Source organism: Caldanaerobacter subterraneus (assembly GCF_004345675.1).
Classification (GTDB): Bacteria; Bacillota; Thermoanaerobacteria; order Thermoanaerobacterales; family Thermoanaerobacteraceae; genus Thermoanaerobacter; species Thermoanaerobacter subterraneus.
Genome location: NZ_SLWU01000011.1, coordinates 39,963 through 63,428, shown reverse-complemented (window position 1 = coordinate 63,428; position 23,466 = coordinate 39,963). Strand labels below are relative to the sequence as shown.

Sequence of the window (23,466 nt, the reverse complement as noted above, 5' to 3'; positions counted from 1 at the left end):
TGTAGAGATTGTACCTAAGGCTGGTAGTATAAAAAATTCTTAAAACCAGCCTTTTTTCTTACACAAAAGTCAACATTTAAAATTACAAACAAAGTAGGGAGAGTGAAAAATGCATGAATCCTTTTGATGTAATGCTTAAAAATTATTTTGATGAAAAGATGCTTGACAAGCTTTCAAGAGTAAAAATTCTTCTCATTGGCTGTGGTGGACTTGGTTCAAATGTTGCAGTGATGCTTATAAGAAGTGGTATTAAAAACCTCACAATAGTCGATTTTGATGAGGTAGACATCTTAAATCTCAACCGACAAAATTACTTTTTACACCAGGTAGGAGAAAAAAAGGTATTAGCCCTTAAAGATACTCTCTTTAAAATCAACCCCCACGCAAACATAGCAGCCAAAAATATAAAAATTGATGAGTCAAATTTAGATGAGTTAATCCCTCAACATGATATAGTTGTGGAAGCTGTTGACAATGAATTTACCAAAACGCTGATTTTTAAAAAAGCCCAAAAACATAATAAAAAAGTGGTTTTGGCTTCAGGTGTCGCAGGATTTGGTGATTGCGAAAATATTAAAATAAAACGGGGTAAAAACTTTTCAATTGTGGGTGATTTTGTTACATCGATTAATGAAAAGAAACCTTTGGCACCCAAAGTCATGGCAGTCGCCGCAATACAAGCAGATGAAGTATTAAGGATGATAAATGAGCTGGAGTAAAAATGATGATATAATTATTTTTCTTCAAGTATTTTTTTTCGTTCCAGATACTCTTCTTCGCTTATTTCCCCTCTTGCATATCTTTCTTTTAAAATTTCTAATGCATCACTCTTGTGACTTCTACTTCTCGTACCTCGAAATGATGATATAATAAAATAGATTGCTACAATTATTAAACCTATTTCTATTGCTGACCAAATAATACCCCAAATGAATACATCCGCTCTATATCCCCATGCGCACATCATACGCATCAATTGTCTCTCCTCCTTTACAAAGGAATTTTAACAGTAAACTTACTCCCTTTATTTATCTCGCTTTCAACGCTTATTTCGCCTCCATGGGCTAGTACTATAGCTTTTGCAATCGAAAGCCCTATTCCACTTCCACCTGTTTCACGATTTCTTGATTTTTCTCCTCTGTAAAACCTTTCAAAAATAAAAGGAATATCATCTTTTGATATGCCCATTCCATTATCTTCTACAATAAATACTGCATAATCACCATCTTTATAAAAGTCTATTTTTATTTTGCCACCTACAGGAGTATATTTATTTGAATTTGATATTAGGTTAACGAAGACCTGTGCTATCCTGTCCTTATCACCAAACAACATAATGTTATCTTCGATGTTCTTTACAACTTCTTGTTCTTTTTCAGCAAAAGATGCTTCAAAATTTGTCAAAATGCTCTTTACTAATTCGCTTGCGTCAAATTTGATTTTATTAAGCTTTAACATATCAGATTCAAATTTATTCAATGTTTCAAGGTCTTTTACAATATTTATAAGCCTTAAGACCTCTTCATTTAAACTCTTCAATCTTTCATGCGTCGGCTCCCAAACCCCATCAAGCATTGCTTCAATATGACTCTGCAATGTTGTCAATGGTGTTCTAAGCTCATGTGCAATGTCAGAGGTCATTTGTTTTCTTAGTATTTCTTGATTTTTTAAAGATTCTCCAAGATGATTTATTGCAGCTGTGAGCTTAAATAGCTCATCTTCTTTAGGTATATCATAAACCTTTGCAGTAAAATCACCTTTTTCAAGCTTTTTAGCAACTTCCGTAATATTAATTAATGGTCTTGTAATATAATTTGACACATAAATACTTATAGTCAATGCTATAAAAATAGCTATCACCGTTGCTATAACATTATATCTGCTAATATCACATAAAAACTTAAAATCCAAGTCACTCATCATTATCGGCCCATAATAAATTATATCTACATATCCCACTGTTTTTTCATCTACAATGATGGGAAGAGTTTTTTCAGAAATATTTTTCTTATTCCATTTTCCCATCATATTCATCATATATGACATTGAAGAAAAATCCCATATAATTTTGCCATCTTTATCTCTAAGCCTTAATCCATATCCTTCCATCATAGCTGCATGCCCAATTTCACGCCCTGTCGTACTTTTCCAACCTCCCTCAGATTTATACACTGCAGCAAGAGTGTTAGCTATATTGCTAAATTCTTTATCTGTTGACTTTATAACATAATTTCCAAAGCTATTTATTATTAAGATGTTTGTTGTAATACTTACAATAACAATCGATATAAGAGCTATTGAAATAAATACAATAGCCGCCCTTGTTCTTAAATTATTTCTAAACATTTCCATCACCAAATTTATATCCAACACCATACACTGTTCTAATATACACTGGATTTTTCGTATCGTCTTCAATTTTTTGTCTTAAATTTTTAATATGTGCATCAATCGTCCTGTCATATCCTTCATAGTCAAATCCCATAACTTTTTCAATTAATTCTTCTCTTGTAAAGACCCTATTTGGATTGCGAATTAGAATCTTTAAAATTTTAAATTCATTTGGAGTAAGATTTACAACCACACCCTTTTTCCTCACTGTATGTGCTCTTAAATCGACCACAAGGTCATCATTATTAAAAGACATTACTTCAGCAAGAGGCACATCATCAGTTGTTCTTCTTAATATTGCTTTTACTCTCATAACCAATTCACGTGGGCTGAATGGTTTTGTAATATAGTCATCAGCACCTATGGAAAATCCATTAATTTTATCACTTTCTTGAACTTTTGCTGTAAGCATCAATATCGGTACATCGGAAAACTGACGTAACCTTTTACACAGTTCCTCTCCTGAAATACCTGGCAACATGAGGTCCAATATAACAAGGTCTGGTTTTTCTTTTTTAAATGTATCTAAAACGTTATTGCCATTAGTTTCAGTAATAACACTAAATCCCTCACGCTCAAGGTATGACTTTACAACTTCCAGTATTTTTATTTCGTCATCAACCACAAATATTTTCTTATTCATCTTCCATCCACCCTTTATTATTTTGCAGCAAAATTATGAATAACTTATGAAGATAGCTTGATAAACTTCTTTTAATATATTATACATCACAGTTTACAAAAATCTAATCGCTTACTTTTGGAAATTATTTTAATTAAACTGTATTTATTTTCTCTTCATATTTTCTTCAAAAGTAAGCCTTAAAATAAAAATGAACCCAAGTTAACAGTTTTTTAATAAATAGAAAGGAGTTGAAATGTATGGGGCTTATATTAATCTTGGCAATTGGCTTCTATTTGTACAAAACAGGTGACCTGCAAAGAATAATTAATAATTTAAATGCAAACAAAGATTGCCAAGTGAATGAAGCAAAGAAAATACTTGATATACGTTTAGCCAAGGGAGAAATTACAGTAGAAGAATATAACAAATTAAAAAGCATTTTGTAAAATATAAATATTTAGAGAGGAGGAGAAAATAATGTTTGGAGGATATATGATGGGTGGTTTAGGTCGTTGGTTTGGAGGATATTATCCTTGTGGTTATGGAACTTGGTTCGGCGGTGGACTTACCAATATATTGTTCTTGATTTTAATAGGCGTAGTAATTTACTTGGTAGTAAAACAGATTAGAAATGTTAACTTTTTTAAAAAACACAATACAGATCCTAATAATGAAGCATTAGAAATTGCCAAGTTAAGGTACGCTCGCGGTGAAATCACCTTAGATGAGTATATAGAAATAACTAAAACTTTAAAAAAGTGAGCTAAATAATCAGATAGAACCCCCCATTTTTCTGAATACAGAAAAGGGGGGCTGTATTTGTATATAATTTGCCTTTTTTTAGTATAATAAGTGACAATAATCACAGATTTTTGATAAACCCCTTTTGTATAATAAATTAAATAAATTAAATCTTTAGTTATACCCTTTGTTGAAAAGCTGCAAAAGCAGTAGTTGGGGAAGCCAGTGAAATCTTAATTTTATTGTTAAAAAATTATTTTAGAAGTTCTTGTCAAAAATAAGAATTGATATTATAATTAGAATCGTAATCAATATAAAATTGTGATGTGTATTAAGGAGGAAAAATAAAATGGATGCCAAAGAGATAGTATTAAAAACTTTAAGAGAATCTTCAAAGCCTCTGCGTCCTAGTGATATTGTAGAAAAATCAGGCCTTGACAAAAAAGAAGTTGAAAAGGCTATTAAAGAATTAAAAAAAGAAGATTTAATAATGTCTCCTAAAAGATGCTATTACTCTGCAAAATAATCTGTAAAAAAGAGAGTGCAGATTTTACACTCTCTTTTTTCTATAACCAAAACTTTCTGAAACTACTCTTCCAATACTATTTATCCTAGCAGTTATACAACTAAAGCAATGAGCAGGAGTATCAGCAACGCAAATTTTTCCAGGATACAGCCGTATATAATCGTTCAATATTCAAAAAATTTGTGCATACTTAAATATCTTTCCCCAGTATCAGGTAGTACTGTTACAACTCGTTTTCCTCTCCCGAGGCGATTTGCAACTTCAACTGCCGCAAAAACATTTGCGCCTGAAGAAATACCACAAAGAATTCCTTCTTGTTTTGCAAGTTTCATTGACATTTCAAAAGCATCTCTCTCTTTTACCTTTATAATTTCATCGATAACGTCAAGATTTAATGTGTCAGGAATAAATCCAGCTCCTATTTCTTGTATCTTATGAGGTCCAGGTATTTCCTATGAGTGAACTTATTAATAATAGGGAATACAGAAGCTTTTAAAAGAAGTTATAAAAGAACTTCATAGAGGTAAAAGTGTTGCAGAAGTTAAAGAAAAATTTAAAGATGTCATAGATGGAATAACTTCTACAGAATTGTCAGCAATAGAACAAGAACTAATAAACAGGTGAATATATATGTATTTTGAAGGTGACACAGGATATCGCTCCTATAAAAGCAATAGAAGGAGAAAAGAGGCTTATGTCTTAATAAATTTTAAAGGGGACAGCTTTAAAAACTGTCCCCTTTATTTTCTCTATCTACTCAAAAATTACTTTGCACTCTTTAAAGCCTCTGCAGCTAATTCTTTAAAAGTTTGGGATGTATGTGTAGCTCCAGTAACAGTATCTACTTTATCAGGGTCTTGCTTCTCAATAAGCTGCTGTTCCAATTTCTCAAATGCTTCTTTTGGTGTAACACCTGACTTAGCCTTCATATTTTCTGCATATTGCTGGTCATCTCTCTTTAACTGCCCATCCTTATTTACTTCATTATAAGTCACGGATGCTATTTTACCGTCTTTTACAGTTATCTCAATCTATCCTTTCCATCCGTGCTCGTCAAAATTAGGTTGTTCCGCTTTGTAAGTACCATCTTTGTAAGTACCAGTTGCTGTTTTAGAAGAACAGCCACTTATTGCAAACACCAAAAATAATCCCACTAATACGAGTGTTAAAATCCTTCTCATAAAATCACAGCCTCCCTTTTAATACAAATTTTGTGTAAAAATATTATACTGTTTTGTTAAAATAATATCAATGTTTTTCGCTCACCTCCCTTCTAAAAAATATCTTAATAAAACCTAAAATCTTGATACCAAGGAAGATAAAATCATTATGAGTCCTACAATTTGATATATTTTTATCGTATCGGCATTTGCTTTTACCAGCTTTGGTATTTCGTCATAATATTTGCGGGCAACATTTACAGACCTCACAGCTAGTGGAATTGTTATAAAGGTCATAAGCCATATTGGATTTTTAGTAACTAAAGCTATTAAAGCAAGAGACAGATAGGCTGCTATATAAAGAGATGCGTACACTATCACTCCTTTTTGTTTGCCAATTCTAACTAACAAATTGTATTTATGTCCTTTGAGGTCTGCTTCATAATCTGGATACTGGTTTATCCAAAGAACATTGGTTATTAAAAACCCTATAGGCAAAGAAACTAATAAAACATCTATACTTACATGATGAGTCATCACTAAATACATCCCTATAACTATCAATGGCCCAAAAGTTATTCCTACAGCTATTTCTCCAAAGCCTCTGTAGCTTAATTTAAAAGGAGGCAAACTATAAAAAACTGCTATTAAAACTCCAGCAAGCCCTACAATAAATACGCGAGGTTCTCTAAATATGACAATAGCTAGCCCTATAGCACAAGCTACAAGTATTGTTACTAAGGCAATAATTACTGTTTCTTCGACTGTAAGTTTACCTTCGACTATAGTTTTCTTCCCTCCACTAAAAGGAGTTCTTTTATCCGGAGTTACAAAAGTATCTACCCCAGATTTATAATCAATAAATTCATTGACTGCATTTTTACCTATCTCAATAAGGTAAATGCCTATAACTGAGACAACAAACCAGAATAAGTCAAACTCTCCCGTTTTACCATAAGCATAGGCAGCCGCTACAAACATAGGCACAGTAGATGCTATCCATATCTTAGGATCTGCCAACTGCCAAAAACCCTTCCATATCCTTAAAAATTCCTTTTTATCCATAGAACTTCCTCCAGAAAAATAGAATTACTTAGTCATTAAGGTATATTCTGGATCGGTAATCCTAAAATTTCCTTTTAACCCAGAAGTTATATACACTTTTTTATCATCTGTCACAAATATTGCTTCTACTCCAGGTAAATTTTCTGCAACCCTCATACCCTCATCTAAACCCATAACAAAAACTTTTGCTAGTGCATCACCATCTATAGAAGTATCTGTTATTATAGTAACGCTATATAAGTGATTATCCGCAGGATAACCGGTAAAAGGATTTAATATATGATGATATAATTTTCCGTCTTTTTCAAAATATCTTTCATATACCCCTGAAGTGACGACAGCTTTTTCAGCAACCTCTACTATCCCAAAATATTCACCTCTGGGTTTAAAAGGAGTTTGAATCCCTACACGCCAATTAGTTCCATCAGGTTTTGTACCAATTGTAAGGACATCACCGCCCAAATTTATAATAGCATGCTTTACACCTTCTTTTTTTAAAACTTCTGCCACTTTATCTGCAGCATAGCCTTTCGCAATACCTCCCAAGTCTATGCTCATGCCTTTATCTTTTAACATAACTGTCATATTCTTTTCATCTAAAACTATATTTTTATAGTTTACAAGAGGAAGTTTAGCTTTTATTTCTTCCGCTGAAGGCACTCTGGCTTTATCGGTACCAATATTCCAAAGATTTACTATAGGACCTACCGTGATATCAAAATAACCTTTTTCAATTTCAGAAAAATGTATTGCTTTTTTTATAACGTAAAAAGTATCAGGAGACACTTTTACGGGTCTAATCCCTGCGTTTTTATTAATTTCACTTACTTCACTATCCTCTATAGTGACGCTCATTTTCTTTTCTATATCTTCAATGGCTTTAAATCCATCATCCAATACTTTTTTGGGAACCTTGTCGTATACAGTCAAAGTACAATAAGTATCCAGTGCAAATTTAGTATCAGATATAGGTTGAGAATTTTTATTTGAACACCCAGAAAATATAAATATCAGTAGAAAAATACCAAAAAATGCTGTAATTTTTTTCATATAATAACTCCTCCAAGAATAAGGCCTTTAACCAATTTTAGTAATTTCTATATAAAAGCTTAGTCGTCACATCAATCAAAATTTGTTTTGGTGGAGAATCTTTTAACATAGCTATTTTGTCAAAAGCTTTTTTAGTATACTTCTCTGCTAACATTTTTGATTGGGTTATCCCACCATTTTGTTGAACAAATGCAACAATGCGTTTTATGTCATCCTCACAATAATTTCTCTTTTTTATCAACGATATAATTTTTTCATCTCTATTTCTTTCTAAAGAATATATTAAAGGAAGTGTAAAGACACCCTGTCGTATATCATTACACAAAGGCTTCCCCACAACACTTTCTTCCCCAGTATAGTCTAAAATATCATCTATAATTTGAAAAGCTATTCCAATATTATAGCCTATACTAGCCAATACTTTGGACAACTCTTCTCCACAGTTGCTTTCATAAGCTCCCACATAAAAGCTTAAAGCAAAGAGAGCAGCAGTTTTTGCAGCTATTCTTTTTAAATAATCGCTTATTGTAATATTTATGTCATATCGGCTTTCAAATTGAGCAATCTCTCCTTTGCATATTCTTGAAACCACTTTAGAGACTTTTTTTAAATTCGCAACATTGATATTATCTGATAAAAGCAAAAAACTTTGAGAGAAAAGAAAATCTCCAATAAACACTGCATAATCTTTACCATATTCTGCCTGAATAGTGGGTTTACTGCGCCTTATTAAAGCATTGTCAATTATATCGTCATGCACTAAAGTCGCCATGTGAAGCATCTCAATAGCAGCTGCTAAAGGTAATATCTTTTTTCTATCATAATTTCCAAATTTAGCCGATATAATTACAAAAGCAGGCCTTAACATTTTGCCACTATTATTTACCATATCTAGTAGTATATCGCTAATTAATTTGTTTGAACTTTTTACACCCTTTTTCATGATTTTTACAACTTCTACAAGTTCTTCTTTTACCTCTAAATTGTCATTCCAAAACTTATCCATTTAACCACCTTTAACCTTTATCAAGAAAAATTTAGTATTTTAATATTTTTAATTTGTTCCAGTGTTTTAAAAGAAATTTAGAAGATAAACCCACAAAGATACCAGTTCCTATCCCTGCTATCATCAACACAGGCAGATATATCATTATCTTTATATTTTGAACTATTGCAGAAGCCACCAACATCTGCCCAATATTGTGAAATACTCCCCCTGAAACACTTACTCCTACTTCACTAACATGATTTTTCCCAATGTTTTTGACAAGATACATAACAACAAGACTTAACAAGCCCCCTCCTAAACTGTAGAAAAAGGTAGAAGGCGAAGAAGCAAAAAAAGTAGCTAATAGTATTCTCACAATGAGAACAATTAATGTATCAATAAAACCAAATAAATACAAAGAAGTAACAGTGATTATATTTGCAAGGCCTAATTTAGCACCAGGAGCAATAAAAGGAACAGGCAGCATTCCTTCTATAATATATAAAATCAATGAAGTAGAAACTAGTATTGACAAAAAAACCATTTTCTTGGTCCTGGACATATTTGTATATTCAATAGGTAACTTCGTCGATCTCCACACTTTTATCCCCCCTTATCTCTACCACAATCCTAAAGGGGAGGCACACTATGCTTTGCCCTGGTTTATCAATAAATCCCTCTTTCATACAGATTTTATCCGGACACTCGGCATGAATAACCTGAACTCCCCCATTTTTGACTAACAATATATTTTTACCTTGCTTTGTAACTATAGGTATTTCTTCTTTATGATTTACATCATCCAATGACACCTTTTTGTACACTTTACCATCTATCATTATTACCGCATATTTATGGTGATACTGTTGGGTTGCTGATATTCTATAAAACACCAACAACCCAACAGATAAAACCGCTACAAAAAGTATAATAAAAATATCACCTTTTTTCACATCAAGTAGCCCTCTCTTTAACTTTTATCAACTTATATAAAGATATGTTTTTCGAGCAAAGGTAGTCTTCTTCCACCAATTTTTTATCCATGGAATTACATAATAGTCGAGGCCAAAAGACCTCCCTGCTCCTCCCATTAAAGCTATAGCAGCGAAGATATACCACAATATTGACTTATCTGCCATTGCTGACAAGATGAAATTAAGTGCTAAGAATATAGAACCAGCAGATGCAAGGAAAGTAAACAAACCCGCTATTAAAGCCAATCCTATTGCCACCTCTGCTAATACTACCATGACCTGGAATAAGAAAGCATGGGGTACTACAAAAGTATCCATAAACCACTTATAAAAAGCCGGCGGTTCCTTTAATAGAGGCTGCAAAGTTTGAACAGCAGTAGCTCCAGAAGTAGCATTAGCAGTTGCGCCGGATACATCAGAGGTAGTTATAATAAATATTTTTGACGGGTCAAGCCATCCTTGCTGTATTTTATTTATGCCTTCAATAAGCCACAAAGCGCCTACATATATTCTCAAAAGGACAAGCCAAAAAGTAGGAACATGGGCTGCAATATGTCCTCCCAATATTGAGCGATTGTTTTTGACTTCAAAGAACTCATGGTAAATGTACGATAACACAGCATCAATGCCAGCTACCCCAAAAAGGTAGTGCATGTTCACAAGATGCTTAATAGCCATTGCTAAAAAACCCGTCAAAGACACACCCATAAGTTCTGCTACTGCATATCTACTTCCTATGGATACCATAAATCCATGATATTTAGGTTTAAAAGTTTTTTTCTCTTCCCCTTTTATGTCTGCCACTATATTATGAACAGCAGTTTCCGCTGACTGCAGCGCTGTCTCTACAACTTGAGGTATAGGTTTCCCATCTATTTCATAATACGCCAAGTCACCTATCACATAAATGTTTTCTTTTCCTACTGCTTGCATGTATTCGTTTGTTTGGACTCTGCACCGTCTATTTAATTCCAGCCCAAAATTTTCAACACATTTATTGCCTTGAACTCCACATGTCCATATTAAAGTTTTTGTCTCAATCTTTCTCCCATCTTTTAACACAACATAATCCCTGGCTACTTCCACAATAGGGGAATTAGTTAAGACCTCTACTCCTTTTTTATTCAAAAACTTTTGCGCTTTAGTAGCCAGTTTAGCATTTAAATTGGGAAGTATTGTATTTAAAGCTTCTACTACCATAATTTTGATTTCACTGCGGTCTAAGTTATATTTATCACACAAACTTTTTGTCCATTCCATCAATTCACCCGCAGTCTCAATTCCTGTAAATCCCGCTCCAGCTATTACAAAAGTAAGCATCTTCTTTTTTTCATCCGGATCCTTCTCTACACTAGCCTTTCTAAACATTTCTTCAATGTGTTCCCTCGTTCTAATAGCTGCCTCCAAACTCCCTACATTAAAGCCATATTCAAATACACCTGGTATACCAAAATCACATGGCTCACTGCCAATGCCTAAAATCAAATAATCGTATTGATATGCGCCTTTTTTCCCAATCACTTGCTGTTTTTCATGATCAATTTTTTCTATTTCGTCAAGTATTATGTTTACTCTCTTGCCAGCAAAAACCTTATGTAAATAAATGCGGACACTGTCAGGTTCTATTCTAGAACCAGCTACTTCATGTAAATCTGTTAACAAAGTATGATAAGGTTTCTTGTCTATAAGTGTTACTTCTATATCAGGATTATTTTTTAATTTTTTATTCAGTAATTTCGCTGCATGTAAGCCCCCATACCCGGCCCCAATGATTACAATTTTCTTGTTATTACCCATATAAACACCTCTCCGATTGATATGATTATAACAAATTTTCTAGTCAATATTTTATCATACAAATCACATTTTGTCTATGGTCTGACAATAAAAACGTTGTCTTTTTCACTAAAAAATTTATAAAATCATCGTTTATAAAAAAATATACCCCCACCCGGTATTGATTAAAACTTTAGTGTTGTTTTTTCCTGTACTGTTTCGCATACGGAAAAATTAATGAAACGCACCTACTAAATGAAAATCCTTAATATAACAAATAAAGGCAGGTATTTAAAAAATACCTACCTTATCTATTAAAAAGTCCTTTATTCAAATTCTTTCATTGCCTCTTCAACACTCTTCTTTCCACGCAAAATCATCTTTTCCCAAAAGGCCCCTTAAGCCTTCGCTTTGCCCTGCTCCGCAACTTCCTGCTGTTTTTTCTTGAGCTCCTCTTCATCAGCTAAATAATAGTGCCTTATAGGCTTTAAGTTCTCATCTAACTCATAAACCAGAGGAATACCTGTAGGAATATTTAGCTCCATTATTTCCTCATTAGAAAGATTGTCCAGATACTTCACAAGGCCTCTTAAACTGTTTCCATGAGCTGCTATTATCACTCTCTTGCCAGACTTTATAGTCGGTGCAATTGTGGACTCCCAGTAGGGAATAACTCTATTTATAGTGTCTATCAAATTCTCTGTGAGAGGGATTTCATCCTCAGAAAGGTCGGCGTACCTTGGGTCATTGCCAGGATATCTCGGGTCATCCTTAGTCAAAGCAGGAGGTCTAACCTCTGCAGACCTTCTCCAAAGCTTTACCTGCTCTTCTCCATATTTTTTTGCAGTTTCTGCCTTGTTAAGCCCCTGAAGAGCTCCATAATGCCTCTCATTCAATCGCCAGGACTTGTAAACTGGTATCCACATGAGGTCCAGCTCATCTAATACAATCCATAGTGTCCTTATTGCCCTCTTCAAAACTGAAGTAAACGCCACATCAAAAGTAAATCCCTTCTCTTTTAAAATCCTTCCCGCCTGCTTTGCCTCTTCAATTCCTCTAGGCGAAAGGTCTACATCTGTCCAACCTGTGAACCTGTTTTCCATGTTCCATATGCTCTCTCCATGGCGAAGTAAAACTACTTTGTGCATGCTACACCACCTTCTCGTCTTTAAATTTTATTCCAAAAGGCTATTTTTATTATACCTCAATGAATAAATAAACACAACAAAAAGCTCTTACACCATTTCCCTGAAAAGGTTTGACTTATCTTTAAAAATATTTTACAATCAAATTGGCAAATATTATACAAAATGGGGGAGAGGTAAATGAGGTGGTCTTTGGATGTCCTTTATACTTCCTTTGACAGCGAAGAATTTCAAAAAGACGTCGAAAAAATAACTTCATCAATCGAACACATACGGTCTTGGACTGAAGAAAACTTTACAACATATGAAAATTCCAAAGAAAAACTCGAATACTACATAAGATTTAAAAATGAACTGGGAGATTTAATGGTAAAAGTAAGAGGATATTCTGCTTTATCTTTAAGTGTGGATGTAAAAAATGAAAAGGCATTAAAAGCTTTGGAATCTCTTGAAAACTTAAGCACAATGCTTGCAGAGCCAGAGACCAAATTTAAAAGATGGCTTTTGAACATGCCGAACTTGGAAGAAACAATCCAGTCTTCCTCTTATCTTAAGGAACACGAATTTTTTATAAAAGAGACAGTCAAAGAAGCAATGCACCTACTTTCAGAAAAAGAAGAGACGATAATAGCAAAGATGAAAAACACAGGGTCAGAAGCATGGGCAAAACTCCATGACCTTTTGACCTCTACACTCCTTGTAGACATAAATATAAGCGGCGAAGAGAAAAAACTGCCTCTTTCCGTTGTAAGAAATATGGCTTATGACAAAGACCCTTACATAAGAAAGACAGCTTATTTTGCCGAATTAAATTCCTATAAAAAAATAGAAGACGCTTCAGCAGCTTGCCTCAATGGAATAAAAGGAGAAGTAATAACTGTTACAGAACTGAGAAAATACTCATCTCCTTTAGAAATGACTCTTCAGCGTTCACGCATGGATTTTGAAACACTTGAGGCAATGCTTGAAGCTATAGAAGAATATCTGCCAGAATTTAGAAGATATTTAAAAGAAAAAGCCCGCCTTTTAGGTCATAAAGATGGACTACCTTTCTATGACCTTTTTGCTCCAGTAGGAAAATTGGACAAAAAATTTACATTTGATGAAGCGAAAGAATTTATAGTAGAAAACTTTAACTCCTTCAGTGAGGACCTTGCACAATTTGCTAAAAAAGCCTTTGAAAACAGCTGGATTGATGCAGAGCCAAGGGAAGGCAAAAGAGGAGGAGCCTTTTGCTACAACCTTCATCCAATAAAGCAAAGCAGAATACTGGCAAATTTTGATGGGAGTTTTTCTAATGTTCTAACTCTGGCTCATGAATTAGGGCATGGATATCACGGCCATTTGCTAGCAAATGAAACATTAATAAATTCAAGATACCCGATGCCTATAGCGGAAACAGCATCAATTTTCAACGAGCATATTATAGTGAATTCTGCATTAAAAACAGCTTCTAAAGAAGAGAAATTATCAATTATAGAAAACTCACTGCAGCGCTCAACACAAACCATCGTAGACATTTACTCAAGATTCTTATTTGAAGATGAAGTCATAAAAAGAAGAAAAGACCATTCTTTATCTGTTGAAGAATTAAAACAAATTATGATAGAGGCTCAGAAGAAAACATACGGGGATGGCCTTGACCAAAATTACCTGCACCCTTACATGTGGATAAACAAGCCCCATTATTACGATGCCGATTTAAACTACTACAACTTCCCATATGCATTTGGGGAATTATTTGTAAAAGGCCTAATTTACAAGTACAATCAAGAAGGCAAAAAATTTGTAGAAGAATATAAAAACCTTCTTTCCCAGACAGGGAAGAAAAATCTCTATGATTTAGGAAAAATCGTAGGATTTGACTTGCACTCTAAAGACTTCTGGAGAAAATCTTTAGATGTCATAAAAGAAGAAATCGACCAATTTATATCTTTAATATAATTCAAACACTGGAAGAGGTTCTTCTCATTCGAATTTTATTTTGAAGTAAAATATCTAAAAGGGGACCCGGGTTTTGTACAAAGAGCGGTCCCCTTTCATATTTTAAAACTCCCTATTTTCATAAAATTTAACAGATAATAGACATGAAACTGTCAACACAATAAGTGTCAAAGCAATTATAAACAACATTTTCACTGTATCTGATTGATTCATTATAAAAGATACAATATTTTGAAACCCATAGTGTAAAATTATCGTAGGATTTTTTGAGTGAAAAAAACAAGAGACAACCCCTGTGATAAAATAGAACTTGGAAACAAAACATCACAGAAAGGGGGGTCTCTTGTGAAAAAACATATCTTTGAGGATATTATACTTACAAAATGCTCTAAATTTCACTGAGGAAGTAGTAGAAATTTTTGGTGATTTGTTAAACAAAGGAATGAATATTACAGAGCTTGTAGCAAGGATAAAGGAACTCACGGACAAACTAGGTAGAGAGGCAATAGAAGCAATTATTGAAGAGTTAGATAGGATAATAAAAGAAGACAAGAGAAGGAAAGAAAAATGGGTAGTAGAGAGGAAAGATAAAAAGAGATTAACGACAGTCCTTGGGGATATTGAATATGAGAGGACATATTACAAATCTAAAGAGGATGGGAGATATACATATTTGGTGGATGATGCATTAGAGATAGGACGGCACGATAGGATAGAAAAGGGAGTAAAGATAAAGTTAGTAGAAAACGCAATAGAAGAATCATATGAGAGAAGTAGTAAAAAAGCATGTCCAGAGGAGTTAAGTAAACAGACGGTATTAAATGCAATAAGGGAAATAGGGGAAGTAGAAGTAAAGAGAGAAATAAAAGAAAAGAAAGAAGTAAGGGGTTTATACATAGAGGCAGACGAGGACCATGTACCTTTACAGGACGGGAGAGATGAAACTCCACGATTAGTATACATACATGAAGGTAGAGAAGAGAAAAACGGAAGGAACGTACTGAAGAATGTCTATTACAAAGCATATGTAGGAGAGAAACCTGAAGACATATGGATAGATGTAGCAAATTACATAGAAGACAATTACAAAGAAGAGAAGATAGAGAAGATATACATAGCAGGAGATGGGGCACCGTGGATAAAAGAGGGATTAGAGTGGATAGTAAAATCAAGGTTTGTACTAGACAGATATCATTTAAACAAATACGTATTAAAAGCTACATCAAAAGAGCCAAAGTATAGGGATAAGATATGGAGAGCAATAAATGAAGGGGATAAAGAAGGAGTAAAGAAGGTATTTGATGAGTTAATAAAGGCAGCAGAGGAAGAGAGAGAGAAAGAGAAGATAAAAGAAGCAAAGAAATACATACTAAACAATTGGGAAGGGATAAAGATATACAGTGAAGACGAAGATGTAATAGGGTGCAGTGCAGAAGGACATATAAGCCATGTATTTTCAGCAAGACTAAGCAGGAATCCATTAGGGTGGAGCAGAGAAGGATTAAAACTAATGGCGAAATTAAGGGTATTTAGCAAGAATGGAGGAGACTTAAGAGAAGTAGAATGGGGCAAGAAAAAGAATATAAATGCAGGAAGTTACAAATTAACGAAGAAGCAAATAAAAGAAGCGGTAAGGAGAGTTAAAACGTCTACAAATGAAAAGATAAATAATATTACGGTTTTGAATATAGGGAAAGTAACGCCAATATATAGGGTTTTAAGAGCATTAAAATATGCACAAGTTATATAAAAAAGCATGATAAGTTGAAGGCTGAAATTAACTAAGTTTCAGGGGTTGTCTTAAAAAAATCCTACAGTATCTTGACACTATCATGTGTCTTCCGTTACTTGCAAAATCTTCTCATTTTGTGTATACTTCATTTTAGGTACCTCCTGTTTATTTTGATAATTCGAGGTAAGTTCTTAAACTTACACTCTGTATTTTATCAGGAGGTACTTATTTTTTCAAAGTCCATTCTCCCTTATTTTTTATTCATTACAGGAATGCTCTATTAATCAAAGTGATGTAATCAGCAATTTTATCCAAATCAGAGGTTATATGAGTTGAAAAGAAAATACTTTTGTTTTCATCTTGTATTAAAGAAGAAAAAATGTCCAAAAGCTCACTTCTTATCAAAGGATCCAGCCCTGAAGTCGGCTCATCCATAATGAGAAGTTCAGCCCCATGGGACAACGCTATGGCAAGGGCAAATTTTATTTTCATCCCTCTGGATAAACTCTTTATCTTTCTTTTAGCAGGCAAATCAAATTCTTTTAAATACTTCATAAAAGCTTCCTCATCCCAGTTTTTATATAGGGGTGCTATAACTCTTTTCATCTCTGAAATAGTTAACTCTCCATAAAAATAACTTTCTTCATATACAAAGCCGATTTTTTCTTTTATTTCCTTTTCATGTTTTATATTGTCCAACCCAAAAACTTTAATTTCCCCTCCATCTCTTTTTAGCAAATTCATAATAAGCTTAATAGTCGTACTTTTCCCTGCCCCATTAGGTCCAATGAAGCCCATAATAAACCCTCTTGGCAGCGAGAAACTTATATCTTTCAATGTAAACCCTCTAAAATTCTTCCTTAAATTCTTAACCTCCAAAATTGGCTCCACCTTTTAGACCTCCTTATACAAAATCTCTAACATCTCTTTTATCTCTTCTAAGGATAAGTTTACTGCTTTTGCAGCTATAACCGCTTCTACTAATTTTTCTTCTACAATTTTTAGCCGTTTCTCACGCATTAATTCCTTGTTTTGCGCTGCTACGTAAGTGCCCTTTCCGGGAATTGTAGTAATGAATCCTTCTTTTTCAAGTTCATCATAAGCCCTTTTTGTCGTAATTACACTTATCTGCAGCTCTTTTGCCAAATTCCTAATAGAGGGAAGCAGTTCTCCCTCTTCAAGTTCACCCTTTAAGATTGCTTCTTTGATTTGTCTGACAATTTGTTCATATATGGGCTCTTCCGATGAATTAGAAATGATAATGTTCATCTATTACAACCATCCCCTTTGTGTTATTACTGTATATATACATTATATACAGTAATAAGGATTTTGTCAATAAAAAAGTTCTGTTTGTTTGAAAAATCAAACAAACAGAACTGTCCCCGGTGTTTGATTATATTTTTGGAGAACCTATTGTCTTTTTCTTTTTTAATGTGTTTTTAACATCTATCGCCCCATATACATCTTTTTCTATTACATCGCTGAATTTTTTAAGTTCTTCAAGTGATAACTCTTCAATTGGTAAGTTTCGTTCTATCGCATATAAGACAACTTTGCCTGCAATTTCATGGGCGGTCCTAAAAGGAATACCTTTTTGTACAAGATAGTCTGCAAAATCTGTAGCATTCATATAACCATATTTTGCAGCTTTTTCCATGTTGTCTGTTTTTACTTTAATTGTCTTTATCATTTCTGTAAATACTTTCAAAGACATTTTTAAAGTGTCTATTCCGTCAAACAAGGCCTCTTTATCCTCCTGCATGTCTTTGTTATATGCCAGAGGAAGTCCTTTCATTACGGTAAGTATTGTAATCAAATCGCCGTAAACCCTGCCGGTTTTGCCCCTTATTAATTCTGCTGCATCAGGATTTTTCTTTTGCGGCATCATACTGCTTCCTGTTGAAAATCTATCGTCCATTTCAATAAAGTCAAATTCCTTTGTAGACCACAAAATTAATTCCTCACAGAATCTGCTCAAATGCATCATTGTTATAGAAGCAAAGCTTAAAAATTCTATCACAAAATCTCTATCACTAACCCCGTCCATACTGTTTAAGGTTATATCATCGAACCCTAAAAGAGAAGCGACATAATATCTGTCGATATTAAAGGTAGTACCTGCAAGAGCACCAGAACCCAAAGGCATTACATTGACTCTTTTCATCATATCATCAAGCCTTGACAAATCTCTTTTAAACATTTCAACATAGGCAAGAAGATAATGTCCAAAAGTCACAGGCTGTGCCCTCTGTAAATGCGTATATCCCGGCATAATTGTTTCTTTATAAGTTTCAGCCATTTCTTTTAGAGTATCTATAAGCTTTATTAAATCCTCTTTTATTTTGTCTATCTCATCTCTTAAATAAAGCCTTTCATCCGTCGCAACTTGGTCGTTTCTGCTTCTTCCTGTGTGAAGTTTACGCCCTACATCGCCTATCTTCTCTACAAGAAGCCTTTCTACATAGGAATGAACATCTTCATCCTGAGGTATTTCTTTTAACTCGGATTCCTCAAGTATTTCTTTAAGCCCTTTTTCTATCAAATTAAGCTCCTCTTCTGTTAAAACGCCAGCCTTGTAAAGACCCTTTGCATGGGCAATAGAGCCCATTATATCATACTTTAAAAGCCTTATATCAAAAGAAATGGAGGAATTGAAATCCTCCATCAGTTTGTCCAAGTCCTTTTTAAACCTACCTCCCCACAGCTTCATCCATATCCTTCCTTCCCATTTCCATCAAAGCCCTAATTTTTAAAGAAAGCCCAAAGAGGTTTATAAATCCTTCTGCGTCTTTTTGGTTGTAAACTTCATCTTTACCAAAAGTTGCGAATTCTTCGTTGTAAAGAGAATAGGGAGATTTTGCACCCGCATTTATGACATTTCCTTTATAAAGCTTTAGCCTTACAACACCCGTTACATTTTTCTGCGTCTCATCAATAAAAGCATCCAAAGCTGTTTTGAGAGGTGAAAACCAGAGGCCGTTATAGACCAGATCCGCATATTTCTGTGCTACCAACTCTTTAAACCTCATCGTTTCTTTATCAAGTACAAGGTACTCAAGTTCTCTGTGAGCAATATAAAGTAACGTTCCTGCAGGAGTCTCGTAAACACCACGAGATTTCATTCCTACAAGTCTATTTTCAACAAGGTCAACTATCCCTACCCCATTTCTTCCTCCAATTTCATTTAATTCTTCTATTAATTTGACAGGGCTTAGCGTTTTTCCATTTACCTTTACAGGAATGCCCTTTTCAAACTCTATATAGACATATTCCGGCTTATCTGAGACTTTCTCTGGAGGAGTAACTATATCGTAAATATCACTTTTAGGCTCATTCCACGGGTCTTCAAGGTCTCCTCCCTCATGACTCACATGCCACAGATTGCTGTCTACACTGTATATTTTTTCTTTAGTTACAGGAATAGGTATTCCTTTCTTTTTAGCATATTCTATTTCATCTTCCCTCGATTTTAATTCCCATATTCTCCATGGTGCTATTATTTTTATTGAAGGATCAAGAGCACGTATTGAAACTTCAAACCTCACCTGGTCATTGCCTTTGCCTGTCGCACCATGGGCTATCGCCTTGGCACCTTCCTTGTGAGCAATTTCTACAAGTTTTTTGGCAATTAAAGGCCTTGCCATTGAAGTTCCCAGAAGGTATTTTCCTTCATATATAGCCCCCGCTTTTAATGTAGGAAATATATAGTCTTTTACAAACTCCTCTTTGACATCTTCAATATATACTTTGCTGGCACCACTTGCTAAAGCTTTATCTTTTATATACCTTAGGTCTTCCCTTTGCCCTACATCCACGCATACCGCTATTATTTCACATTCATAATTTTCTTTTAACCATGGTATAATCACTGAGGTGTCAAGTCCTCCCGAATATGCCAGTACCACTTTTTCACCTTTTAACATTTTTCACACTCCTCACGAAAGAGAATTTTCTATATTGCCTTTTCGCTCTCTATATACTTATCTATCAACACCGACTTTTCAGGCAAAATCGTTGATAATTTTAAGAGTAACAAGTTTAAAATCTTATCTCACTAAGCACATCATCTAGTATCTGTAAAGCTTCATCAATTTCTTCCTCCGTCACGATGAGTGGAGGTACAAACCTCAAGACATTGTGACTTACGGAATTTATTAAAAGTCCTTTTTCAAGTGCTTTTAAAACAATCTCCGATGCATCCTCCAAATCCACTTCACATCCCACCATAAGTCCTTTTCCTCTTATTTCTTTCACGACTTTATGTTTCTTTTGCAAAGTTTCTAGCCCTTCTCTAAAATATTTGCCTTTTTTATCAACACCTTCTAAAAATCCATCCTTTGTCACCTCATTTAATACTGCAATCCCAGCCGCACAAGCTAGAGGATTACCGCCAAAAGTAGAAGCGTGATCTCCTGGCTTAAAAACAGCTTTATCTTCTTTTGCTACTATCGCTCCTATCGGAAAACCACCTCCTAGCCCTTTGGCTAAAGTCATAATGTCTGGAACTACACCGTAATGCTCATATCCGAAAAGCTTTCCTGTACGCCCTATTCCTGTCTGAACCTCATCCAATATAAACAGGAGGTCATTTTCATCGCATATCTTCCTTACCGCTTTTACATACTCTGGTGTAGCCTCATGGATACCTCCTTCCCCCTGGATAACCTCGAGCATAATTGCACACACTTCATCGTCGACAGCCTCATAAAGGGCCTCAATGTCATTTAAAGGCACATATTTAAACCCGGCAAGGAGCGGTCCAAAACCTTTGTGATACTTCTCTTGCCCTGTCGCAGTAAGCGCTCCAAATGTCCTCCCGTGAAAGGAATTTTTGGCGGTTATGATTTTATACCTTTTGCCGCCGTATTTTAACGAGGCGTACTTTCTAGCAAGCTTTATAGCCCCCTCATTTGCCTCTGCACCGCTGTTCGCAAAAAACACCTTCCCTCCAAAAGAATTTTCTGAAATCATTCTGGCAAGCTCTATCTGCTTTTCATTCCAGTAAAGATTTGAACAGTGAATTAAAGTCTCTGCTTGCTTTTTAATAGCTTCGACCAGTGCAGGATGACAGTGCCCCAAAGAATTCACAGCAATACCTGCCACGAAGTCGAGGTAAGCATTTCCCTCACTATCCCATACTCTTGTACCTTCTCCCTTGACAAGCATAATAGGATATCTATTGTAAGTATCCATCAAATATTTCTTTTCATAGGTTATCATCATCAAAACATTCCTTTCCTATCATTGTCCCTATCCCCTCATCCGTAAAAATTTCTAAAAGAAGAGAATGGGTAAGCCTTCCATCTATTATGTGTGCCCTTTTTACACCATTTTCTACAGCTTTTATGCAGCACTTAAGCTTTGGAATCATTCCCCCGTTTATTCGCCCAGAATCCATCAATTTTTTAGCATGTTCCAAGTCCATTCTGGAAATCAAACTCGTCTTGTCCTCCACATTTTCCAAAACCCCCTCAACATCTGTGAGGAGAATCAATTTTTCCGCCTTTAAGGCTTCTGCTATCTTGCCAGCAGCCGTGTCGGCATTGACATTGTAAGTCTTTCCATCATCCCCAAAGGAAACCGGAGCTATAACAGGTATATAGCCTCTATCAATAAGCATCTCTATAACCTCAATGTTTACTTCAACTATTTTGCCAACATACCCCAGGTCTCCGTTTGACAGGTCTTTTTCTGCTTTTAAAAGTTTTCCGTCTTTCCCACTTATTCCAACAGCCATGCCTCCCAGTTCGTTTATCATTGAAACTATCTCTTTGTTTATCTTTCCAACAAGAACCATTTCTACAATTTCTGCAGTTTTTTCATCTGTTACCCTCAGCCCATTTACAAACTTTGATTCTATCCCCAGTTTTTTTAAAAAGCTGCTGATTTCGGGCCCTCCACCGTGAACTATCACAGGATTTAAACCCACAAATTTCATAAGTACTACATCCTGCATAACCATTTTCTTTAAATTACAGTCCAGCATGGCACTGCCGCCATACTTTATCACAACTGTCTTGCCGGAGAATTTTTTTATATAGGGGAGCGCCTCCACAAGGATATGTGCTTTTAAAATTTCATCTCCGAATTTTTCTTTCCTTATCATGTCCTGTAGCTCCCATTTATTTTTACATAATCGTAAGAGAGGTCGCATCCCCATGAAGTAGCCATAAATTCTCCGGCTTTCATGTCAACTATTATGAAAATTTCCTTTTCTTTCAAAACTTCCTTAGCTAAAGATTCATCAAAGGCAAAAAAACTGCCATTTTCACAAACCTTAACTTCCCCTTTTGCGCTTTTTAGATATATGTCCACTTTGTCCACATCAAAGTCTGCTCCAGAATAGCCCACTGCTGCCAGTATCCTTCCCCAGTTGGCATCTTCCCCAAAGATAGCTGTCTTCACAAGGTTTGAATTTACAATGGCTTTAGCTGCAAGTCTTGCGTCATTTTCCGTCTTAGCATTTATTACATTTACTTCTATAAGCTTAGTCGCTCCCTCACCGTCTTTTGCGATGAGTCTGGCAAGAGTTTTATTGACGTATTCCAAGGCTTTGTAAAATAAATCAAATTCATAGGTCCCCTCCTGAATGGCTTTATTTTCTGCCATTCCATTTGCCATCACTATCGCAGTATCATTTGTGCTCATATCCCCATCAACAGAAATCATGTTATAAGTCCTATTGACAGTATTTTTAAAGGCTTTATCCAACGTAGCCTTCTCCACACTGGCATCTGTAAGTACAAAAGAAAGCATTGTAGCCATATTAGGATGTATCATTCCGGAACCTTTTGCAAAACCTGTCATTGTAATATCTTTTCCTTCAACATTAAATTTCACAGTAACAGCCTTCAAAAATGTATCTGTCGTCATAATAGCATGGGCTGCATCATATCCTCCTTCTTTTGATAGGCTCAATGCCGCCACTTCAATTCCTTTCAACACTTTTTCCATTGGAAGAGGTACGCCAATCACTCCTGTAGAACAAACTAGGACATCTTCTTCCTCTATCTCGAGGACTTCTGCTACCTTTTTTGCCATAGATTTTGCGTCCTCAATTCCTTTCTCCCCTGTACACGCATTTGCATTGCCGCTATTTATTACAATTGCCTGGGCTTTCCCCTTTTTTGCCCTCTCCATATCTAGAATGACAGGAGCTGCTTTTACCCTGTTTGTAGTAAACACTGCCGATATGTTCGCCAATCGCTCAGAATATATTAAAGCCAAATCCTTCTTACTTCTCTTTATGCCTGCAAATACACCTGAAGCCACAAAACCTTTGGGCAATTCTATTTTCCCATCTAAAATCTCCATCTGCTCCATCGCCTCGTTCCTACACCCCTTTT

At 35.0% G+C, this 23,466-nt stretch carries 23 protein-coding genes and 3 pseudogenes; 7 read left to right on the top strand and 19 right to left on the bottom strand.

From position 1 onward, the window contains the following. Window positions 1-113 precede the first annotated feature (113 nt). Entirely contained in the window at window positions 114-719 is a 606-nt protein-coding gene (gene thiF / locus EV203_RS06675; protein WP_011026491.1) for a sulfur carrier protein ThiS adenylyltransferase ThiF, read from the top strand. A 14-nt stretch (window positions 720-733) separates the two neighbouring features. On the opposite strand, the gene EV203_RS06670 is transcribed toward thiF, so the two are convergent. From EV203_RS06670 to EV203_RS06660, 3 genes are read right to left on the bottom strand one after another with little or no spacing between them, the layout of a single operon-like run. After that, complete coding sequence (locus tag EV203_RS06670) at window positions 734-973, bottom strand: SHOCT domain-containing protein (RefSeq protein WP_236612036.1); 240 nt, start codon at window positions 971-973, stop codon at window positions 734-736. A 17-nt stretch (window positions 974-990) separates the two neighbouring features. Beyond that, window positions 991-2,376, bottom strand: a complete 1,386-nt coding sequence (locus EV203_RS06665; protein ID WP_207910869.1) for a sensor histidine kinase — start codon at window positions 2,374-2,376, stop codon at window positions 991-993. Further along, window positions 2,339-3,034 (bottom strand): response regulator transcription factor, encoded by a 696-nt coding sequence (locus EV203_RS06660; protein ID WP_132039732.1) that lies wholly within the window; start codon window positions 3,032-3,034, stop codon window positions 2,339-2,341. The genes EV203_RS06665 and EV203_RS06660 overlap by 38 nt, the downstream gene beginning before the upstream one ends. Window positions 3,035-3,273: 239 nt before the next feature. Between EV203_RS06660 and EV203_RS06655 the strand changes: the two genes are divergently transcribed. From EV203_RS06655 to EV203_RS06645, 3 genes are all read left to right on the top strand, one after another. Further along, window positions 3,274-3,462 carry an SHOCT domain-containing protein gene (locus EV203_RS06655; RefSeq protein ID WP_011026495.1) on the top strand — a complete coding sequence of 63 codons (189 nt, stop codon included), beginning with the start codon at window positions 3,274-3,276 and terminating at the stop codon, window positions 3,460-3,462. Between the two features lie 31 nt (window positions 3,463-3,493). Then, window positions 3,494-3,778: an SHOCT domain-containing protein gene (locus EV203_RS06650; RefSeq protein WP_132039730.1), complete on the top strand. Its 285-nt coding sequence runs from the start codon at window positions 3,494-3,496 to the stop codon at window positions 3,776-3,778. A 328-nt stretch (window positions 3,779-4,106) separates the two neighbouring features. Continuing rightward, window positions 4,107-4,283: a MarR family transcriptional regulator gene (locus EV203_RS06645; protein ID WP_003869722.1), complete on the top strand. Its 177-nt coding sequence runs from the start codon at window positions 4,107-4,109 to the stop codon at window positions 4,281-4,283. A gap of 164 nt (window positions 4,284-4,447) precedes the next feature. Here the strand turns inward: EV203_RS06645 and EV203_RS06635 are convergent. Continuing rightward, window positions 4,448-4,729: pseudogene (locus tag EV203_RS06635) on the bottom strand (pyridoxal-phosphate dependent enzyme); the annotation flags it as partial. A 34-nt stretch (window positions 4,730-4,763) separates the two neighbouring features. Here EV203_RS06635 and EV203_RS06630 point away from each other — a divergent pair. Continuing rightward, window positions 4,764-4,907, top strand: coding sequence for a DUF438 domain-containing protein (locus EV203_RS06630; RefSeq protein WP_341765404.1), 144 nt, complete (start codon window positions 4,764-4,766; stop codon window positions 4,905-4,907). 140 nt (window positions 4,908-5,047) lie between these two features. Here EV203_RS06630 and EV203_RS14220 read toward each other — a convergent pair. From EV203_RS14220 to gpmA, 8 genes and pseudogenes are all read right to left on the bottom strand, one after another. Continuing rightward, window positions 5,048-5,464 (bottom strand): annotated as a pseudogene (locus tag EV203_RS14220) (FMN-binding protein). 114 nt (window positions 5,465-5,578) lie between these two features. Then, window positions 5,579-6,508, bottom strand: a complete 930-nt coding sequence (locus tag EV203_RS06620) for a prenyltransferase (protein ID WP_132039728.1) — start codon at window positions 6,506-6,508, stop codon at window positions 5,579-5,581. 24 nt (window positions 6,509-6,532) lie between these two features. Then, the gene (locus EV203_RS06615) at window positions 6,533-7,558 is read right to left on the bottom strand and encodes an FAD:protein FMN transferase (protein WP_132039726.1); all 1,026 of its coding nucleotides are present in this window, start codon (window positions 7,556-7,558) and stop codon (window positions 6,533-6,535) included. 37 nt (window positions 7,559-7,595) lie between these two features. Continuing rightward, the gene (locus tag EV203_RS06610; protein ID WP_132039724.1) at window positions 7,596-8,564 is read right to left on the bottom strand and encodes a polyprenyl synthetase family protein; all 969 of its coding nucleotides are present in this window, start codon (window positions 8,562-8,564) and stop codon (window positions 7,596-7,598) included. A gap of 31 nt (window positions 8,565-8,595) precedes the next feature. Next, window positions 8,596-9,108, bottom strand: coding sequence for a Gx transporter family protein (locus tag EV203_RS06605; RefSeq protein ID WP_207910871.1), 513 nt, complete (start codon window positions 9,106-9,108; stop codon window positions 8,596-8,598). A 10-nt stretch (window positions 9,109-9,118) separates the two neighbouring features. Further along, entirely contained in the window at window positions 9,119-9,499 is a 381-nt protein-coding gene (locus EV203_RS06600) for a NusG domain II-containing protein (RefSeq protein WP_132039720.1), read from the bottom strand. 27 nt (window positions 9,500-9,526) lie between these two features. Further along, the gene (locus EV203_RS06595; RefSeq protein ID WP_132039719.1) at window positions 9,527-11,317 is read right to left on the bottom strand and encodes an FAD-dependent oxidoreductase; all 1,791 of its coding nucleotides are present in this window, start codon (window positions 11,315-11,317) and stop codon (window positions 9,527-9,529) included. A 377-nt stretch (window positions 11,318-11,694) separates the two neighbouring features. Beyond that, a complete protein-coding gene (gpmA, locus tag EV203_RS06590; protein WP_132039717.1) occupies window positions 11,695-12,444 on the bottom strand; it encodes a 2,3-diphosphoglycerate-dependent phosphoglycerate mutase in 750 nt (249 codons plus the stop codon). Window positions 12,445-12,621: 177 nt separating this feature from the next. On the opposite strand from gpmA, the gene EV203_RS06585 reads away from it, so the two are divergent. Together EV203_RS06585 and EV203_RS06575 are read left to right on the top strand one after the other, a co-directional pair. After that, complete coding sequence (locus EV203_RS06585; RefSeq protein ID WP_132039715.1) at window positions 12,622-14,385, top strand: M3 family oligoendopeptidase; 1,764 nt, start codon at window positions 12,622-12,624, stop codon at window positions 14,383-14,385. A gap of 345 nt (window positions 14,386-14,730) precedes the next feature. Continuing rightward, window positions 14,731-16,135: pseudogene (locus EV203_RS06575) on the top strand (ISLre2 family transposase). Between the two features lie 246 nt (window positions 16,136-16,381). On the opposite strand, the gene EV203_RS06570 reads toward EV203_RS06575, so the two are convergent. From EV203_RS06570 to argJ, 7 genes are all read right to left on the bottom strand, one after another. Then, a complete protein-coding gene (locus EV203_RS06570; protein WP_243700605.1) occupies window positions 16,382-17,008 on the bottom strand; it encodes an ABC transporter ATP-binding protein in 627 nt (208 codons plus the stop codon). 3 nt (window positions 17,009-17,011) lie between these two features. Next, window positions 17,012-17,386, bottom strand: coding sequence for a GntR family transcriptional regulator (locus EV203_RS06565; RefSeq protein WP_132039713.1), 375 nt, complete (start codon window positions 17,384-17,386; stop codon window positions 17,012-17,014). A 127-nt stretch (window positions 17,387-17,513) separates the two neighbouring features. Continuing rightward, window positions 17,514-18,830: an argininosuccinate lyase gene (argH, locus tag EV203_RS06560; protein ID WP_132039711.1), complete on the bottom strand. Its 1,317-nt coding sequence runs from the start codon at window positions 18,828-18,830 to the stop codon at window positions 17,514-17,516. Next, the gene (locus EV203_RS06555; RefSeq protein WP_011026508.1) at window positions 18,811-20,043 is read right to left on the bottom strand and encodes an argininosuccinate synthase; all 1,233 of its coding nucleotides are present in this window, start codon (window positions 20,041-20,043) and stop codon (window positions 18,811-18,813) included. Before EV203_RS06555 ends, argH begins: the two co-directional genes overlap by 20 nt. Before the next feature lie 115 nt (window positions 20,044-20,158). Beyond that, on the bottom strand, window positions 20,159-21,340 hold the full coding sequence (locus tag EV203_RS06550) for an acetylornithine transaminase (RefSeq protein ID WP_011026509.1): 1,182 nt from the start codon (window positions 21,338-21,340) through the stop codon (window positions 20,159-20,161). Beyond that, a complete protein-coding gene (gene argB, locus EV203_RS06545; protein WP_009609716.1) occupies window positions 21,327-22,226 on the bottom strand; it encodes an acetylglutamate kinase in 900 nt (299 codons plus the stop codon). The genes EV203_RS06550 and argB overlap by 14 nt, the downstream gene beginning before the upstream one ends. Then, window positions 22,223-23,443, bottom strand: a complete 1,221-nt coding sequence (gene argJ / locus EV203_RS06540; protein WP_041587229.1) for a bifunctional glutamate N-acetyltransferase/amino-acid acetyltransferase ArgJ — start codon at window positions 23,441-23,443, stop codon at window positions 22,223-22,225. The genes argB and argJ overlap by 4 nt, the downstream gene beginning before the upstream one ends. Window positions 23,444-23,466: the final 23 nt, after the last annotated feature.